Source organism: Azorhizobium oxalatiphilum (assembly GCF_014635325.1).
In the GTDB taxonomy this organism is placed as follows: domain Bacteria; phylum Pseudomonadota; class Alphaproteobacteria; order Rhizobiales; family Xanthobacteraceae; genus Azorhizobium; species Azorhizobium oxalatiphilum.
The window spans coordinates 1,710,510-1,725,218 of the sequence record NZ_BMCT01000001.1; the positions used below are offsets into that span (position 1 = coordinate 1,710,510).

A 14,709-nucleotide genomic window follows, 5' to 3' on the forward strand; every position below is an offset into this window, starting at 1 on the left:
AGGAGAGGGCCATGGGCTTCGACGCCAACCTGACCCGCATGCAGCTCGACGGGACCGTCAAGCATGTGGGTGGGCAACAGTTCCTCGCGGGCAAGGGGCTGGCGGGCGAGACGTTTCCGCGGGTGCATCGGGTCGAGCCGCATGGTTTCACCTCGCATCCGGTGTCTGGCGGCATCGCCACGGTGATGCAGTCGCGCTCCAGCCGCGACAGCGTCTATGCCATGGGGGGAGCCAATCCCGACCTCGTGCCCCAACTCGCCCTCGGCGGGTCGGCCATCTACGACCATCTCGGCAACGTCGTCTCGGTGGTGGAGAACAAGGTCCGGATTGTCGCGGCCGAGAGCATCGAGCTCGTGTCGCCCCTCATCGTCCTCGACGGGCTTGTGAAGCTGGGCGGGCCCGGCGCCGACCGGCCCGCGTCAGCGCGCGGCACGGTGGACACCGCCGGCGCCCAGGACGTGGACAATCTCGCAACCCGGGTGCTGGTGATCTGATGCGCATCATTCCTCTCGCGCAGGCTGCCGAACCCATCCTGACGCCGGACCTCGTGTGGGACGGCGACATGGCCGATCTGGTCATCGACGCCACGCGCGGCGACCTGAAGGCCGACCAGGCGCTCGCCACGGCGGTGCTCATTTGCCTTGAGACCGATCGCCGGGTGGAGGCTTCCGAGCTGCCCGAGGGCGAGGCGAACCGGGGCTGGCCGGGCGATGCGTTCGACATGCAGCCCGGCGACGTTCCGCTCGGGTCGAAGCTCTGGCTGCTGCGGCGCCGCGCCCTCCTCGAGGGCATCGAGCTGGAGGCCGAGGACTATGCCCGCGAGGCGTTGCAAACGCTGATCGACCAGGGCGCGGTGGTGCGGGTCGACGTCACCGCCACGCGCGTGCCGGAGCGTGCCCGCCTCGACCTCGACGTCGCGCTGTACGGGCGCGACGGCACCGTCATCTATCAGCAGCGCTTCGCCGTGCTGTGGGAGCAGATCAATGGCCTATGAGACCCGCTCCCTCGATGCTCTTGGCGCGGCGGTGCGCGGCATGGTCCGGCAGTATCTCAAGGGCACCGATGCGACGCTCCGGCAGAACTTCACCGCGGTCACCGCCAAGGTGCTGGCGCTGCTCGCCCGCGAGTACGAATTCCGGCTGGCGTGGATCTATGCCCAGCTTTTCACCCGCACCACCACCGACCGCGCCGCGTTGCGCATGCAGGGCGCGGACTTCGGCATCTACCAGAAGGCCGCGTCGGCGGCCTCCGGCGCCATCACCGGCACCGGGCAGCCGGCGATCACCTATCCCGCCGGCATCCGCTTTCTCTCGGCCGGGCTGACCTATCTGACCACTGCCGCCTTCACCGCAGCCCCTGACGGTACGTTCACGGCGGTTGTGCAGTCGGAAGCGGTGGGCGCGGCGTCGAACCGCGAGCCGGAAGCCGTCATGACGCTGGCCGATCCCTCGCTCTATCCGACCCTGTCGGAAACCGCGGAGGTGGGCGCCGATGGGCTCGGCGGCGGGGCGGACATCGAGGGCATCGAGAGCTTGAAGGCGCGCATCCTCGAACGCAAGGCGCGGCCGCCGCAGGGGGGATCGCTCTCCGACTACGAGCGCTTCGCACTGGAGGTGTCCGGCGTGCTCAAGGCGTGGGCCTTCAGCTTCACCGGCGGCATCGGCTCCATCGCCGTCTTCTTCCTGTTCGATGGCCGGCCGAACAGCATCCCGACGGCGGCCGATGTGGATGTGGTGCAGACGCATATCGACAGCCTGCGGCTCATCCGCGTGGACGATACGGTCGCGGTCGCGCCCCTGCCGCAGGCGCTGGACGTGACCATCTCCGATCTGGCGATGGACACGCCGGAGGTGCGGGCGACGATCGAGGCGAACATCGCCGCGATGCTGCTCACGCGCGCCCGGCCGGGGCTCGATGCGGACCCGTTCGTCCTCTCCCGCTCGTGGGTGTCCGAAGCCATCTCGTCGGCCGCCGGCGAGGACAGCCATACGCTGGTGCTGCCCGCAGGCGACGTGACCTATACCGGTGGGCACCTGCCGGTGCCGGGGATCGTGACCTATGCGTGATCCCGCCTTCAACACCCGGACGGAATATGAGGCTCCGACGGAGCCCTCCGAGGTGCTGCCGCCGGCGCCGTGGGATGCGCTGGCCCGGCCCGAGATCGACGATCTTCTGCCGGGCGGCCTGGCGCTGTGGCCGCGCGGCGCGGCATGGGGCTCGCCTGACGGCGCGGCGCGGGACACCGGCTCGGTGCTGGCGAACTTCACGCGCGTGCTGCTGGGCCCGTTCCGCGACCTCTACGCGCGCGCGTTCGGCATCACGCTGGAAAGCCGCGTCCTGACGCTGGAGAACAGCCTTGCGGACTGGGAGGCGGACTATGGCCTGCCGGATGCCTGCTCGCCCACCGACAGCCTCTCCGGACGTCGCCGAACGCTGCTCTCGCGGGTGCGGTCGGTGGCGACGATCACGCCGCAGGACTTCGTGCGGCTGGCGCAGGCGGAAGGCTTCGACATCGTCATCGAAGAGCCGGCCACTTTCGAGTGCGGCTTTTCCGAATGCGGCGGTGAGCACACGCTCGGGGACCCGATCCAGGAGGTGTACTGGATTGTCCACATCTACGATCTCGCCATCGACTATTTCACCTGCGGCGAGAGCGAATGCGGGCATGACCCGCTGTTTGAGACAGTTGGTGTTGAGCGCCTGCAATGCCTGTTCGGCCGGCTGTTCCCGGCCTGGACCCAGCCCGTCTACGTGCTGCACGAAAACCCGCGCCAGCAGCTGGTGCTGGGGGGCGTGCCGCTGACGCTGGGCGGTGCCCATCTCATGATCACGCCGCCCTGACGGCCGCGCCTTTCCTTCCGAACGCCCGGCCGTATCGGCCCGGCGCCGCTTCTCCGTCCCGCATCAGGGGTCTCCATGAAATACAATCCGCCCTACGGGTCCACCGACCCGAATGCGCCCTATCTCGACCGCAGTACGCCCGGTGCCATCTCCGGCTCGCGCGTGCCCGCGGTTGCGTTGGAACACCCTCAGCGCGAACTCGTGAACCTCCTCACGAAAGCGGGTCTGACGCCTTCCGCTGCCGACCTTCTGCAGGTTGTGAGGGCGGTTCGGTCCGGTCGCCTGAACTATCTCACGGCGGGCGGCACGGCCAATGCGATCACGCTTGCGCTCGATCCCGCGCCGGCTGTTCTCGACGAGCTGGTGGCGACCCCTCTCCGCATTCGTGTATCCGCCACGAACACATTGGCGGTGACCGTCAACGTCAACGGTCTCGGCGCGCTGCCGCTTCTGCTGCTTGGCGGCGCCGCATTGGTTGCTGGCCACTTGCCTGCTGGCGGCCTCGCCGAGATTGCCCTGCTGCCGGATAAGACAGCGTTCCAGATTTTGAGCCTCACCCCGGCGGCCTTTCCCAAGGGTGGGCGCCAGCGGTTCTCATCGAGCGGAACCTTTACGGTTCCTGCCGGCGTCAACCGCGTGGAGGTCGTGGTTCTCTCGGGCGGTGGGGGTGGAGGTGGAGCGAACAGCACCGGCGCTGCCGCCATGAGCGGCAACGGCGGCGCGATGGGTGCTGGATCCTACGCAGTGACACCGGGCCAGGCCATTCCCGTGATCGTCGGCGGCGGCGGCAGCGGAGGGCCCGCTGGCGCGAACAACGGAGGGGCTGGCGGCGCTTCGTCTTTCGGATCTTTCCTGACCGCCAATGGTGCTCTGGGAGGGCTCGCGTCCGGCGGTGGCATCCAGACATTCGCGGGCGCCAATGCCACGGTGAATGGCGCGAACATCTATTCCCTGATCGGCTCGCAGGCGCAGCCTGCTTATGCGCTGAGCGGAAACAACATCGTCCGATCCGCCGCCGGACCGCCGCCAAACGGAACCTATGGCGACCGCATCGGGGTGGACAGTTCCATCGGCGCGGCTGGAAACAACGCGGTGTCGCTCGGCCAAGGCGGCAGCGGAGCTGTGGGAAATGCGGCCGGTGGCCAAGGTGCGGCCGGCTATGTCGATGTGACCTGGTGAGGCAGCTTCCATGACGAACTATGCAGCCCGAATCTCCGGGGGACTTGTGGTCGAAGTTGTGGCGCTTCCCGCCGGTGTGGCGCTGGCTGACGCCTTTCATGCCGATGCCGGCTTCGTGCCCGCCACGGCCGATGTTGCGGCTGGGCAGTCCTACGAGGACGGGGCGTTCGGACCACCGCCGGCAATTCCTCTTTCGGTTGCCAAGGCCCAGCGTCTCGCCGCTCTGTCGGCAGAATGCGCCGCGGCTATCGTCAGTGGCTACTCCAGCGCGGCGCTCGGTACGGAACATCGCTATCCGTCCCAGGAGATTGATCAGCAGAACATGTTGGGGAGCGTGTCCGGCGCCATGGCCGCCATGATGCTCATCGGCGGGGATGAACTGGCCGCCTGGACAACGCCGTTCTGGTGCGCAGACGAAGCCGGCGCGTGGGACATGCGCCCGCATTCGGCAGCGCAGATCATCAAGGCTGGGCAAGACGGGATGGGGTGGATCGTCGCCTGCCAGATGCGCAACGCCGAGTGCGCAAAAGCAGTGATGGCTGCCCCCGATGCCGAGACCCTAGCCGCCATCGTGCGGGAGTGAGGCATGCCGGAAAGTCGTGAAATCCTCGACGCGGATCTGGTTGCCTTCGACCCGGCGGGCGATCAGCTCATGGTACTGCGCAATGGTGATCAGCTGTACCGGGTGAACGGCTGGGACATCATCGCCACGGCGGCCACCGCCGCCATGGCGCTCTCCGATCTGATCGGACGCATGACGGTGGCGCCGTCGAGCGACGTGAAGGCGATGATGTCGCGCCTCATCGCCGAACTGATGGCGGCCGGCATCTGGGCGCGCCTTGATGCTCTCTGGATCCTGGCGTCGCATGATGCGCAGGCGGCGCGGCTCAACTGGAAGAGCAGCGCCTACAATCTGACCGCCATCAACTCGCCGCCCTTCACGGTGAACAAGGGCTACAAGAATGCCCCCGGCACCAACGTGAGTTACCTGACCACGGGGTTCACAGGCGGCACGGCTGGAGATAACTGGCAGCTCAACAGTGCCACGGCCGGCGTCTACTCGCCGGTCAATGGCATCAACGACGAGGGGGTGCTGTTGGGTGCATCGGATATGTACGTGGAGTCGGGGCTCACTGATCCAGGCGTCCGCCTGATTCCTCGATATCATGGAAGTGGAGGCGGCGGCGTCAACACCACCAGCAATTCGTCGGTCATGTCCCTGTCGCCCTGGACCGCGCCCGGCAGCTACATTGCCACTCGAAACCGGGCAGAAGACACGCTGCTCTATGAGAACGGTACGCTGCGGAACACTTTCCCGACGCCATCTCGCGCCAATAGCTTGCCTGTCTATCTCTTGGCTGAGAACTTCGGCGGCGGGTCCAGCTTCCACTCGGACGACATGCTGAATGTCGCCTTCGTCGGCGGCGGCCTGACGCAGCCGCAGATCGCGACGCTGCATGCTGCGCTCTCGCGCTATCTCACGAGCATTGGAGCCTGACCATGTTTCTCATTCTGGACCAGGACCAGGCTGATGCTTTGCGGGGCGAAAGCTCGCCCGGCGCGGCCCTCGATCCGATCGCCCTCGCTGACGGCGTGCGGTGGGTGCTGCCTCTCGCGGTGCTCGACGATCCCGGCCATGCGTCCCGGCTGGACGCGCTGCTGACCTTGCCGGCGGAGCCGGTGGGGCCGGGCGAATTCGTCCGCGTGGAATTGCCCATCGAGGGCTGACGCTCCCGATATCGCTCCTTCAACGCGCCGCCTCCGGGCGGCTTTTTCATGCCCGGTCGCCGGGCGTGCGTCCCTTACCTGCAATCCCCCACATTGGAGACTGGCCCATGGCCGCCCCCACCTTCGCCTCCCTGCGGAGTGAATACGCACGTCTGCTCGCCACCATGACCATCACCAGCGGCAAGCTGGCGACGGTCGACGCCACGGCGAAGAAGGTGCTTGCGAACAAGGCCCGCTACATGACGGTGCAGAACGCCACCGGCGTGCCGTGGCTGCTGGTTGGCCTCATCCACTCGATGGAGGCCTCCCTCAGCTTCACCAAGCATCTGCATAACGGCGACCCGCTGACGGCGCGCACAGTGCAGGTGCCGAAGGCGCGCCCCGTCGCCGGAAAGCCGCCCTTCACCTGGGAGGAGAGCGCCATCGACGCCGTCCGCTACGACGGGCTCGACAAGGTCACGGACTGGTGCGACGAGCGCATCGCCTATCAGCTCGAGGGCTACAACGGTTGGGGCTACCGGCTCTATCACTCGGACGTGCTCTCGCCCTACCTCTGGTCCTTCACCAGTCACTATCGGGCGGGCAAGTACGCGGCCGATGGCAAGTGGAGCCAGACGCTGGTGTCGCAGCAGGTGGGCGCCATGGCGCTCCTGCAGCGCGTCCGGGCGCTGGACGCCGGCGCGTCTCCCACGCCTTCCGTCTCGAAGGGCACGCAGGTGGTGGTGGCCGTCGGCGCCACCGCGGCCACCACCGCGGCCGTGACCTGGTGGGACCAGATCACCGCCTTCTTCGCGCCTGTTCTCACTTTCTTTGGAGCCTGAGCCATGAGCGGCGCAATTCTCCGCGTTCTGCTGCGCTATCTGGCCGGCATCCTTGTCGCACGCGGGCTGGTCAGCGCAGCCGATGCCGACACGCTCACCACCGATCCCGACGTCATGATCATCGTCGAGACCGGCGCCGGCATCCTGATCGGCGGCGCCACCGAGGCCTGGTATTATCTCGCCAAGCGCTTCGGCTGGCCGACCTGAGGGGCCCGGCGCGATGATCGGGCTGCTCACCACCATCCTGTCCTGGCTTTCGGGCGGACTGGTCGACAGGGTGCTCGACACGCTGAACAAGCGGGTCGACGCCCAGACGGAGCAGGAGAAGCTCCGGACGCAGATCACCGTCGAGGCGATCAAGGCCGAAGTTGCTTCCCGGCAGTCGGACCGTGACGTTCTCGTCGCCGAGCAGGGCCGCTGGTACACGGCCATGGTCCGCCCGCTGCTCGCGGCCCCTGTGATCATCTTCCTCTGGAAGGTGATCGTCTGGGACAAGGTGCTCGGTCTCGGCACCACCGACGCGCTCAACGGTACCGTCGCGGACTGGGCAGGGGCGATCGTCACCACCTATGTGGGCGGGCGATCGGTCGAGAAGGTCGCCGCCCTGCTCACCCGCAAGAGCAGGTGAGGGCGGCCGGTGGAAATCCTGCTCCAGCGGCTCATCGAATGGGGGCCGCCCGGCCTCGTTGCGGCGCTGTTCGGCTATCTCTTCCTGCGCGAGGCGCAGAAGCGTGACGACATCCAGCAGCGCTTCAACGATCTGCAGGACCGGCGCGTCCAGGAGGCGCGCGACGACATCGCCAAGATGACCACGGCCATCTCTGCGTCCACCGATGCGGTGGACACCAACACCTCTTCCATCACGGCGCTGACCCGTGTGGTGGAGGCCACCACGCGCGGAGGTGGGCGATGACCTCGCTGCTCAAATCCATCCGCAAACTGCTCGGGCTCGCGCCGCATCGCCCGGTGCCGGCCCCTCAGGCCCAGAACGATGAGGAGGTGGAGGCCATCCGGTCTCGCATCACGGACGCGGTGCAGCAGCTCGACGTGGCTGTGGAAGCATCGCGCACGGCGGGGAGTGAAGCGCGCGAGGCGGCCCTGGCGGCGCTTCGCTTCTTTGAGCAGAAGGGGGGCGAGCGTGGCCGCCGTCACTGAATTTCTGAAAGCGAATGGATTGCTGGCGGGCGCCCTGTTCTACATGGCGAGCGTCACCGCTGGGCTCGCGATCCTGCCGGCTGACATCACCTTCCCGATCCTCCACGCTATGCGCCTGGTGGTCTCGGTGGTGCTGATCATCACCTTCGCGCGGGCACTGCCGCTGATCGTCCGCGAGCCCCGGGACCAGGGCTCGCAGTTGATCATCGGCATCCTCTTCGCCTGGTCGGCCGAGGTGATGATCAGCGCCTGGGGGCTGGCGTGGCGGATCTCCGACCAGTCGTGGATGCTGGACAGTCCCGTGCTCGGCGCCCTGCTGGCGTTGAAGATCATGGGCGGGACCTTCCACGTCACCTCGCCACGCGCCCTCGATGGGCGCGTGCCGCGCCGCAGCTGGCTGCTTCTGGTGGCCGGCGCGCTCATCGCCGCTCTGATGGCGGGCATCGTGATCGGTGCCCGCTGGAGCACGTTCTTCGTCGAAGTGATGTAGGGGGCTGCGGGTGGTGATGTGCGACCCGTGGCCGGATTAGGGTTCGAAATGGTGGAGCCGCGATGAAGGTCTATCTGTCAGTGGTGGATGGCCCAGACGGCGCCTTCCTTTCACTCGGACGCCCAGACCAGCCGGCGGAACTCATCCCGCTGGATGCGATGGATTTGGCTGCTCTATCGGCGGGCGCTTCGGCGGCGTTGAGATGTCGCCTTCAGGAGCAGAAGTGGCCGCGATCCCACCAGTCTGGCATTGCCGCTCCGAATAACCCTCCTCGTCGGCGTTTCTGGTGGTGGCGACCTCGATCCGCCGCCTTTTGAACCTCCCACCTCGCCCCGCCTCCTCCGGGAGGCGGGGCTTCTTTCGTTCAGCCGGTCCCGATCTCGCGGGCGCCCATGGTCTCGGCTGGCCCGTCCTTCCTGTCCCCTCGCGCAACGATGGTGAGCGCGTTCGCCGGTAGGGCTCGCTGCAGCGCCTTCGCATCCTCCCATAGCCCATTCATCCAGATCTCCAGTTCCTCGGGCTCAGTGAGGATCACCGGCATAGCCTTTGGGTGGACGCTGGCCACGGGCTCGCTCGGTTGGGTGGTGAGGAACCCGAACAAGTCCGTGGTGACCTCCCCTTCCCTCACTTTCCGCACACTGGTCCAGTCCCTGACGAAGATGCCTGCGAAAAAGCCAAGCGGCCGTTCCTCGCCAAAGGCGAACCACACATCTCCGCCGGCCGCTTTGTTGAATTCGCTGAAGCTGGTGAAGGGCACCAAGCAACGGTTCGCCGGCCCGAGCCACCGCTGCCAGTGCTTCGAGCTGGTGTTGCGGACGTTCGTGGTGCCGCCGTCCGGCTCCATGCGTACGAGGGCCTTGAAATCCTCCACCGGCTTGCCCTTGGCTGCCCGCTTCTCGGCCCGCTTCGTGGCAGCGTCCAGCAGCGCCTTCTGGGAAGATGGCATTCCCCAGCGCGCAAGCGCCAGTTCGCGCACGCCGTCCGCCCCGGTGCGCACGATAGGTGCCTCGTAGTCGGGGAAGATGCCCGGCATCGGCGGCAGGTTGCCCGTCGTGTCACGGAGCGCCTTCGCGATCTCGCGGATGGCCTGCTGACCTTTTGTCATAGAATATAGGTTGCACATAGGCGTCACCCCCGCCTGAGAGTGAGCCCGACTTGGTCAGGCCCTCGGCGCACTTCAATCATGCTCATTTGTGTCAAACCGAAGTTTGCGCTTTTGACTTTGAATTCCGGGCTCGTCTGACGTTCTTGCGGCAAGCCATAGCGCCGCCCCTGCGCAACTGCCAGAAAGGATTGTCAGAGCGATGAAGAGATACTCCTCCATTGCGGTGCTCCTCTATCAACGCGCGCAATTTAGGGACAGGCTCTCGGAACTCAAGACCCATCGTGTGAGGTGTTTGAATAGGGTTGTTCTCATTTTGTTCTCGTGGAATCCATATGGCCAACCAGCCATGGAGATGACCATGCCGAGCGATCCCCTGCGCGTGGACGAACCCCTTTTTTCCGCTTCCGAGACTGATGTCGATGAAGTTCTGGCCGCCCATGACGGCGACGCCCGAGCGGCGGTTAGGGGCTGTCTGGACCACATCGCCAAGTTGGAGATGCAGGTTTCCCGCGGCTTCATCCGCCTGCCGTTCACCACCATGGCGGCGCTGAACGGTGACGAGGGCTGATCAGTGGGCGAGTGGTGGGAGCTTCCTGATGGGCCGGAGCCGCCCTATCTGGAGCGGCGGCTGAGCGAGCTTGGCCAGTCGGGTGACTGGGTGCTGGAACTCGGCTGCCTCTGCCACGAGCAGATCCTTCCAATCGACAATCTGGCTCGACGGATTTGCGGCGACCCGACGCTGGGTGATGTGCTGGGCCGTCTGATCTGCCCGCGCTGCCTTCAGCGGCCGACCTTCGCCGTACTGGTGGACATGCCTGGGCTTTGGGCCCGCAGCATGAGCGGTGGCGGGCTTCGTTCCATCCATCTGCTACCCAAACGCGGCGGGTGAGGTATGCCCAAGCGCTATGTCCGCCGCCTGCTGGACTATCCATTCGTGGTGGTGCGGATCGAATGCCGGTTCTGCTCGCGCTACCGGCGCAGCTACAGGCTCGTGCGGCTCGCCCATCGCTGCGGCCCGGATCTCCCCATGGAGAGTCTGCTCGACCTGCTGGCCTGTCCTTATGGGCGGCCGGCGCGGCTCCGAAAGCATCAGGCCTTCTGCGGGGTGAAGTTCGCCGATCTGCAGGTCGAGCCGATCTATCTGCTCACCTCGAGGGAGGTGGTGGGGCACGTCTATTTTGTAGGCAACGACAACCCTTGCGCGGTGCCGCCCCGCCTGTCTCGGTAGGTGGGCTCTAGTCAATGTGAATAAGCTACGGAATATCCGGCGGCTCTCGATTGACAATATCGGTTAAGAAATAAAGTGCCCATAATATGGTCGTCAAAAAAGCTGACATTACCATGAAAAAAGCGGCCGGGCCGAGGAGTAGTGCGGAAAGTCGCAGTGTTTGATGTTCGGCTAACACGGATGAGAGCCAAGGTCTTCCGATCTCTGCGCCGATATTCATGACGAGTGCAAAAATTCCAACAAACGAAAGATATCCTAATAGATAGCAGACGAATTGGCGAAGAGTGAGGACTTTACCGTCTAGATATAGCTCTGCGCCCCTCGCGCGCTTGTCCAGGCTACCCATTGACGAAGCCATCGCGACCGTTGCGAGCGCGCCCACGAGGAACGGCACGGCCATCACGAGGATGTCGCGCGAGAATTTGAGGAGACCGCTCTCGCCAAAGAAGGCGATCTTGGGGGAGGCCACCACATAGAAAGCCCACAGCGTCGCCGCCAAAACGATTGGCGCGACGACGTCATATTTCCACTTCTCCGGGTGATAGATCACCAGGTAGCGAAGGGGGGCCAGAATGCGTTTGCGCGAAGCTGGCTTCCCCTGGTGAACGTCGGTCAGCCCTACGCGTTGGGTTCCCATAGTTCATCCCGATCGAGAAGCTTCCGCAGGGCATCCATCATATTCTGGTCGCCTGCGGAGTGCCATGGTTTTGGGTCACCTTCGATAACGATGTGTTCCCTTGGGCATAGGAGGAAATCAGCGGCTGCAGCCTCATCATGCCGGACCTTGCCGGCAAGGCCCTTGGCACCTGCCGGAGCTCGGTAAAAGAGCTTCGATGAGTAGCCCCTTGTCTGATACCAGTCGCGAACCTTCTCGATCCACCGGCCTCGTTCCTCCGGATCGTCCGGGGCCTGCTTGGCAGATATGCGGATTTCGACGTCCGCAAGCAGGTCGTCGTGCGTGATATCGGTAGCCGCCGCCGCCTGCTGCTTTTCATTCCGCTTGGTGAAGACCATTTGTGAAAGCTTAAGGCCCTGTGAGCGTGCGGAAATGGATGTCGAAATGTCAGCCATAAGCTCCAGGCGAGGCCAGTATTTATAGTTCTTGGGCTTGGGACGACGGCCCAGCTTTGATGTTTCTACAGTATATTCAAAATGGCCGCATGACCTTCGCAGTTGCTTGCAAAGAAAGCGCTCTATCACCGCCCGTGAGAAGCGGGGGGAAACTTCCAAACAGCAGCGATACGCGCCGTCGTCGTAAGCCCCCTCGTTCGGCAGCCGTATTGCCAAATGAACAGACCCAACGCCTCGTTCGCTCTCGTTACCTTTCAGCTCACGCCCGCTATGAGTACTCACATCAAATACAGGAAATTCACGCGCGGATGCATCAATGTACTCAAGAAGCATAAATACGTATCGCGCTGGGCCGTCGTTCAGATGTTGGATGTCTGTAAGTCGCAAACAGTCATGCGTGGCCATATGAAGGAGGCGTTTGTCCTCGTCGTTCTCATCGATGGCGTCAATGAACTCGACAGCTCTGCCGTCAATGCGCCGGGCATTAAGTATAGCAATTAGCTCTTCGGCAGAGTGAGTTGGCACCTTGATCTCTGCACGCGCTCTGCACACAGATCGCGAGACAAGTCGGTTCAGCAAAATCGCCCGTTCGTACGTGGGACGCGTAACGTCCATTTTTCCCCCCACCGCAACCGATTCTTCTCGATTATGGCGATTGCTAGCGGGCTTGCAAAATCAACGTCAGAGACGGCGGTACAGCAATTCGTACAGCATCCGCAAGTGAGGATTTTTCAAGCTTTTGATATATAGACAGAAATTGTCTCGATCCGTCCATTCCATCATGGGCGCGATGGAGAAGCGGAAGTCGTCCGGCTTGTGGTGCGTGATGTCTTGGGTCGTGTTCGGAGCCATCTGGAACGGGTCGGGTCTGTTGGTGTCAGGGCGCGCGCCGGATTGGCGCCGTCGCCGGATTATTGGCGTGTTTCATAGCACGGGTGTTCGGTGCTGGCTTCCCGCGCGACACGCATGGGTTGGCATGGCGTGCCGCTTGGCTCACTCGGAGGCTGCGCTCATATCGATAGACGTTGCCAGGGTTTCGAAGCGGCCGTCGTGGAATTCGGTTTCCTCACGCGCCCATGCCTGCCCGTCCACGCCCTCATAGATCACCAGCCGGGCGCCTTCGGTGATTGCGCCGGCGGATGACTGCAACGTCACATCCTCATGCAGCACGCGATAGCTTGAGCCGCGCTTCATATGGCGGTGGGTCGGTTCCCAGGCCGCTCCGGTGTTGGCCGGCAGGGGCGTTTCCTGGGCCTGAAGACGCGCCCGCAACATCGTGATCTCGGCGGCTGCATCGGCGCGCTCCGCGAGCAGGGCCTCGTGCGAGAGCCACATGGCAGGTTTTGCCAGTCGTTCCAGAATATCGGTCATACGCGCCACCTTTCCGGGATCGCGTACCCGGTTGGCGGATGCTTTGCACGTCCCGGCACGCAAAAGCCCCGCCCGGAAGGGGGGCGGGGCCGTATAAATGTGCTGCCAGAAGGCAGCCTGGCGTCAGCGCTGGTTCTGATCCTTGTCACGCCGCTGCTGATCTTTCGCCTTGGAATGCTGGCCACCCTGCTGGGCGCCCGGCTGTCCTTTGGCGCTTCCCTGCTGCCCCATGATGCCGCCGCTCTGGGACTGCTGTGTGTGGCGGGCCTGATCGCCCTTGGGATCGGCCTGGCGATTTTGTGGGTTCTGCCCGCCTTGCTGATTGCGATCGTTGGGATTGGCCATTTGCTTGGTCCTTAATCCTCGTTGATCCAGCCCATGACCACAAAGCTTCACCACATCTGCGCGTTCCAGCTCGGCCGCAGATTTAATGTTCGTGCCGCAGGGGCATCCGGGTGCCAATCATCCATAGGCGCGAATGGGTTCCGTCAGCTGGTGAGCCGTCAGAAAGGCCCGCAACTGTAACGTGGCCACAGAGATGTCGGAGAGGCTGCCGCTGGCAGCCGCCATCGACAGGCGCTCCAGTGTATAGGCCTGCGCCCCCGTGGCGTGATGGCGGCCGAACTGAGACAGCAGAAAGTCCGCACCATCGCGCAGGGTGATGAGCGATGCGCTGGCGCTGATGGGGATCGGCCGGGACAAAGGCCTCTGCCAATTCAATTCCATGGTCCAGCAACATCGCTCAGCATGTTTTTGTTTCTTTCCGGCGGAGCGTGAATCGCGCTCCTCACGGATTGGTGATGCACTTCAGACCAAACGGCCCAATCTGGCCAGCATTCCGGCGTGTCCTGCTACGCCTCAGGCTGCATTTGCCGAGTCGGGCACTAAAGTAATGCCAGACCGATCAAGGAGAGGGATGCCATGAGCCGCTACGGAGCGCCGGTCGGCCAACCCGACAATTTCTCGCTCGCATTCAAGCAGGGTGTGAATCTCGATCAGGCGGGCATCACACAGGGAGCGGGCGAGGCGGTTCGCATCTGCAAGCAGATCGTAACCCGTGCCAAGAGCCGCCTGTCCGGCGATACGGTGCCCAATGACGTGATCGGCTTCGCGCAGACCTATTTCCAGATGGATCGGGATGCTTTCCTGATCAAGAAGGACTGGTTCGTCCGCAAGATCGGTATTCTGGAAACCGGCATCAACACCGCATTCCTGCTGAAGATCACCGATGTGGTGGATACCAACGGAGAGCCCAATCCGGCTGCCAACGGCAAGGTGCCGCTTCGCTTCAAGCCGCCGCAGAATCCGAACAAGCCGTTTCCGCGCCAGCCCGTCACCTATTGGGGCACGACGGACTATGGAGAGAAGGGCATGGTCAGCCGCAGGACGTTTCCCCATGCCGGAAACATGCATTTGAAGGCCGCTCTCTTCAACGAGCCGCCGACGGCAGCCTTCGTGATGCTTCACGAATTCTGCCACAAGTTCCTGGGCTTTCACGACGGTCGTGGCGAGGACGGCTGGTATTTTGATCGCGAGGGTAACGGTGTGATCGATGTCGGCCCCTACAGCCGCTACGATTCGTCTCGCGAATTGCGTCACACGGCAGATGCCATGGCCTGGTTCATCACCAAGGTGGCGGGGAAAATGGATGCCATGGATGGCATTGCCAACAATCCGGGCGCGCAGAAAAATAAGGGCTGCGTGTTGTTGTAGGTCGCGC

The 14,709-nt window shown here is 64.1% G+C and carries 24 protein-coding genes; 18 read left to right on the plus strand and 6 right to left on the minus strand.

The annotated features are described in order from the left end of the window. Positions 1-11 precede the first annotated feature (11 nt). The 14 genes from IEW24_RS07690 to IEW24_RS07755 all read left to right on the plus strand — a co-directional run bounded on the left by IEW24_RS07690 (position 12) and on the right by IEW24_RS07755 (position 8,214). Positions 12-494 carry a phage baseplate assembly protein domain-containing protein gene (locus IEW24_RS07690; protein WP_188576884.1) on the plus strand — a complete coding sequence of 161 codons (483 nt, stop codon included), beginning with the start codon at positions 12-14 and terminating at the stop codon, positions 492-494. Beyond that, positions 494-994: a phage GP46 family protein gene (locus tag IEW24_RS07695; protein ID WP_188576886.1), complete on the plus strand. Its 501-nt coding sequence runs from the start codon at positions 494-496 to the stop codon at positions 992-994. Before IEW24_RS07690 ends, IEW24_RS07695 begins: the two co-directional genes overlap by 1 nt. Further along, on the plus strand, positions 984-2,066 hold the full coding sequence (locus IEW24_RS07700) for a baseplate J/gp47 family protein (protein WP_188576888.1): 1,083 nt from the start codon (positions 984-986) through the stop codon (positions 2,064-2,066). The genes IEW24_RS07695 and IEW24_RS07700 overlap by 11 nt, the downstream gene beginning before the upstream one ends. Continuing rightward, complete coding sequence (locus IEW24_RS07705) at positions 2,059-2,841, plus strand: putative phage tail protein (protein ID WP_188576890.1); 783 nt, start codon at positions 2,059-2,061, stop codon at positions 2,839-2,841. Before IEW24_RS07700 ends, IEW24_RS07705 begins: the two co-directional genes overlap by 8 nt. Positions 2,842-2,916: 75 nt before the next feature. Next, positions 2,917-4,020 (plus strand): glycine-rich domain-containing protein, encoded by a 1,104-nt coding sequence (locus tag IEW24_RS07710; protein WP_188576892.1) that lies wholly within the window; start codon positions 2,917-2,919, stop codon positions 4,018-4,020. Positions 4,021-4,030: 10 nt separating this feature from the next. Next, a complete protein-coding gene (locus IEW24_RS07715) occupies positions 4,031-4,603 on the plus strand; it encodes a DUF4376 domain-containing protein (RefSeq protein ID WP_188576894.1) in 573 nt (190 codons plus the stop codon). A 3-nt stretch (positions 4,604-4,606) separates the two neighbouring features. Further along, on the plus strand, positions 4,607-5,518 hold the full coding sequence (locus IEW24_RS07720; protein WP_188576896.1) for a hypothetical protein: 912 nt from the start codon (positions 4,607-4,609) through the stop codon (positions 5,516-5,518). 2 nt (positions 5,519-5,520) lie between these two features. Further along, positions 5,521-5,748, plus strand: coding sequence for a hypothetical protein (locus tag IEW24_RS07725; RefSeq protein WP_188576898.1), 228 nt, complete (start codon positions 5,521-5,523; stop codon positions 5,746-5,748). Positions 5,749-5,855: 107 nt separating this feature from the next. Further along, positions 5,856-6,569: a hypothetical protein gene (locus IEW24_RS07730; protein WP_188576900.1), complete on the plus strand. Its 714-nt coding sequence runs from the start codon at positions 5,856-5,858 to the stop codon at positions 6,567-6,569. Positions 6,570-6,572: 3 nt separating this feature from the next. Continuing rightward, positions 6,573-6,776 carry a Pam3-gp28 family putative phage holin gene (locus IEW24_RS07735; protein WP_188576902.1) on the plus strand — a complete coding sequence of 68 codons (204 nt, stop codon included), beginning with the start codon at positions 6,573-6,575 and terminating at the stop codon, positions 6,774-6,776. Between the two features lie 13 nt (positions 6,777-6,789). Further along, positions 6,790-7,197, plus strand: coding sequence for a hypothetical protein (locus IEW24_RS07740; RefSeq protein WP_188576903.1), 408 nt, complete (start codon positions 6,790-6,792; stop codon positions 7,195-7,197). Positions 7,198-7,206: 9 nt separating this feature from the next. Continuing rightward, positions 7,207-7,482, plus strand: a complete 276-nt coding sequence (locus IEW24_RS07745) for a hypothetical protein (protein WP_188576905.1) — start codon at positions 7,207-7,209, stop codon at positions 7,480-7,482. Next, the gene (locus tag IEW24_RS07750; protein WP_188576907.1) at positions 7,479-7,724 is read left to right on the plus strand and encodes a hypothetical protein; all 246 of its coding nucleotides are present in this window, start codon (positions 7,479-7,481) and stop codon (positions 7,722-7,724) included. The genes IEW24_RS07745 and IEW24_RS07750 overlap by 4 nt, the downstream gene beginning before the upstream one ends. Beyond that, positions 7,708-8,214 (plus strand): hypothetical protein, encoded by a 507-nt coding sequence (locus IEW24_RS07755; protein WP_188576908.1) that lies wholly within the window; start codon positions 7,708-7,710, stop codon positions 8,212-8,214. Before IEW24_RS07750 ends, IEW24_RS07755 begins: the two co-directional genes overlap by 17 nt. Positions 8,215-8,578: 364 nt before the next feature. Here IEW24_RS07755 and IEW24_RS07760 read toward each other — a convergent pair whose 3' ends face one another. Continuing rightward, positions 8,579-9,337, minus strand: coding sequence for an SOS response-associated peptidase (locus IEW24_RS07760; protein WP_188576910.1), 759 nt, complete (start codon positions 9,335-9,337; stop codon positions 8,579-8,581). 340 nt (positions 9,338-9,677) lie between these two features. Here IEW24_RS07760 and IEW24_RS07765 point away from each other — a divergent pair, with 340 nt between their 5' ends. The 3 genes from IEW24_RS07765 to IEW24_RS07775 are packed head-to-tail and all read left to right on the plus strand — an operon-like array spanning position 9,678 to position 10,547. Beyond that, the gene (locus IEW24_RS07765; RefSeq protein ID WP_188576912.1) at positions 9,678-9,887 is read left to right on the plus strand and encodes a hypothetical protein; all 210 of its coding nucleotides are present in this window, start codon (positions 9,678-9,680) and stop codon (positions 9,885-9,887) included. A gap of 3 nt (positions 9,888-9,890) precedes the next feature. Beyond that, positions 9,891-10,208, plus strand: a complete 318-nt coding sequence (locus tag IEW24_RS07770) for a hypothetical protein (RefSeq protein ID WP_188576913.1) — start codon at positions 9,891-9,893, stop codon at positions 10,206-10,208. Between the two features lie 3 nt (positions 10,209-10,211). Then, complete coding sequence (locus IEW24_RS07775) at positions 10,212-10,547, plus strand: hypothetical protein (protein ID WP_188576915.1); 336 nt, start codon at positions 10,212-10,214, stop codon at positions 10,545-10,547. Between the two features lie 25 nt (positions 10,548-10,572). On the opposite strand, the gene IEW24_RS07780 is transcribed toward IEW24_RS07775, so the two are convergent. From IEW24_RS07780 to IEW24_RS07800, 5 genes are all read right to left on the minus strand, one after another. Further along, positions 10,573-11,184 (minus strand): hypothetical protein, encoded by a 612-nt coding sequence (locus IEW24_RS07780; RefSeq protein ID WP_188576917.1) that lies wholly within the window; start codon positions 11,182-11,184, stop codon positions 10,573-10,575. Next, positions 11,166-12,233: a hypothetical protein gene (locus IEW24_RS07785; protein ID WP_188576919.1), complete on the minus strand. Its 1,068-nt coding sequence runs from the start codon at positions 12,231-12,233 to the stop codon at positions 11,166-11,168. Before IEW24_RS07785 ends, IEW24_RS07780 begins: the two co-directional genes overlap by 19 nt. A 378-nt stretch (positions 12,234-12,611) precedes the next feature. Continuing rightward, a complete protein-coding gene (locus IEW24_RS07790) occupies positions 12,612-12,989 on the minus strand; it encodes a hypothetical protein (protein ID WP_188576921.1) in 378 nt (125 codons plus the stop codon). 123 nt (positions 12,990-13,112) lie between these two features. After that, positions 13,113-13,334 carry a hypothetical protein gene (locus IEW24_RS07795; protein WP_188576923.1) on the minus strand — a complete coding sequence of 74 codons (222 nt, stop codon included), beginning with the start codon at positions 13,332-13,334 and terminating at the stop codon, positions 13,113-13,115. A 117-nt stretch (positions 13,335-13,451) separates the two neighbouring features. Continuing rightward, positions 13,452-13,691 (minus strand): hypothetical protein, encoded by a 240-nt coding sequence (locus IEW24_RS07800; RefSeq protein WP_188576925.1) that lies wholly within the window; start codon positions 13,689-13,691, stop codon positions 13,452-13,454. Positions 13,692-13,910: 219 nt separating this feature from the next. Between IEW24_RS07800 and IEW24_RS07805 the strand changes: the two genes are divergently transcribed. Next, entirely contained in the window at positions 13,911-14,702 is a 792-nt protein-coding gene (locus IEW24_RS07805) for a hypothetical protein (RefSeq protein ID WP_188576926.1), read from the plus strand. Positions 14,703-14,709 lie beyond the last annotated feature (7 nt).

Coding starts and splice junctions, on each gene's coding strand:
- IEW24_RS07690 (WP_188576884.1), top strand. CDS start 12: ATGGGCTTCGACGCCAACCTGACCCGCATGCAGCTCGACGGGACCGTC.
- IEW24_RS07695 (WP_188576886.1), top strand. CDS start 494: ATGCGCATCATTCCTCTCGCGCAGGCTGCCGAACCCATCCTGACGCCG.
- IEW24_RS07700 (WP_188576888.1), top strand. CDS start 984: ATGGCCTATGAGACCCGCTCCCTCGATGCTCTTGGCGCGGCGGTGCGC.
- IEW24_RS07705 (WP_188576890.1), top strand. CDS start 2,059: ATGCGTGATCCCGCCTTCAACACCCGGACGGAATATGAGGCTCCGACG.
- IEW24_RS07710 (WP_188576892.1), top strand. CDS start 2,917: ATGAAATACAATCCGCCCTACGGGTCCACCGACCCGAATGCGCCCTAT.
- IEW24_RS07715 (WP_188576894.1), top strand. CDS start 4,031: ATGACGAACTATGCAGCCCGAATCTCCGGGGGACTTGTGGTCGAAGTT.
- IEW24_RS07720 (WP_188576896.1), top strand. CDS start 4,607: ATGCCGGAAAGTCGTGAAATCCTCGACGCGGATCTGGTTGCCTTCGAC.
- IEW24_RS07725 (WP_188576898.1), top strand. CDS start 5,521: ATGTTTCTCATTCTGGACCAGGACCAGGCTGATGCTTTGCGGGGCGAA.
- IEW24_RS07730 (WP_188576900.1), top strand. CDS start 5,856: ATGGCCGCCCCCACCTTCGCCTCCCTGCGGAGTGAATACGCACGTCTG.
- IEW24_RS07735 (WP_188576902.1), top strand. CDS start 6,573: ATGAGCGGCGCAATTCTCCGCGTTCTGCTGCGCTATCTGGCCGGCATC.
- IEW24_RS07740 (WP_188576903.1), top strand. CDS start 6,790: ATGATCGGGCTGCTCACCACCATCCTGTCCTGGCTTTCGGGCGGACTG.
- IEW24_RS07750 (WP_188576907.1), top strand. CDS start 7,479: ATGACCTCGCTGCTCAAATCCATCCGCAAACTGCTCGGGCTCGCGCCG.
- IEW24_RS07760 (WP_188576910.1), bottom strand. CDS start 9,337: ATGTGCAACCTATATTCTATGACAAAAGGTCAGCAGGCCATCCGCGAG.
- IEW24_RS07765 (WP_188576912.1), top strand. CDS start 9,678: ATGCCGAGCGATCCCCTGCGCGTGGACGAACCCCTTTTTTCCGCTTCC.
- IEW24_RS07775 (WP_188576915.1), top strand. CDS start 10,212: ATGCCCAAGCGCTATGTCCGCCGCCTGCTGGACTATCCATTCGTGGTG.
- IEW24_RS07780 (WP_188576917.1), bottom strand. CDS start 11,184: ATGGGAACCCAACGCGTAGGGCTGACCGACGTTCACCAGGGGAAGCCA.
- IEW24_RS07785 (WP_188576919.1), bottom strand. CDS start 12,233: ATGGACGTTACGCGTCCCACGTACGAACGGGCGATTTTGCTGAACCGA.
- IEW24_RS07790 (WP_188576921.1), bottom strand. CDS start 12,989: ATGACCGATATTCTGGAACGACTGGCAAAACCTGCCATGTGGCTCTCG.
- IEW24_RS07795 (WP_188576923.1), bottom strand. CDS start 13,334: ATGGCCAATCCCAACGATCGCAATCAGCAAGGCGGGCAGAACCCACAA.
- IEW24_RS07805 (WP_188576926.1), top strand. CDS start 13,911: ATGAGCCGCTACGGAGCGCCGGTCGGCCAACCCGACAATTTCTCGCTC.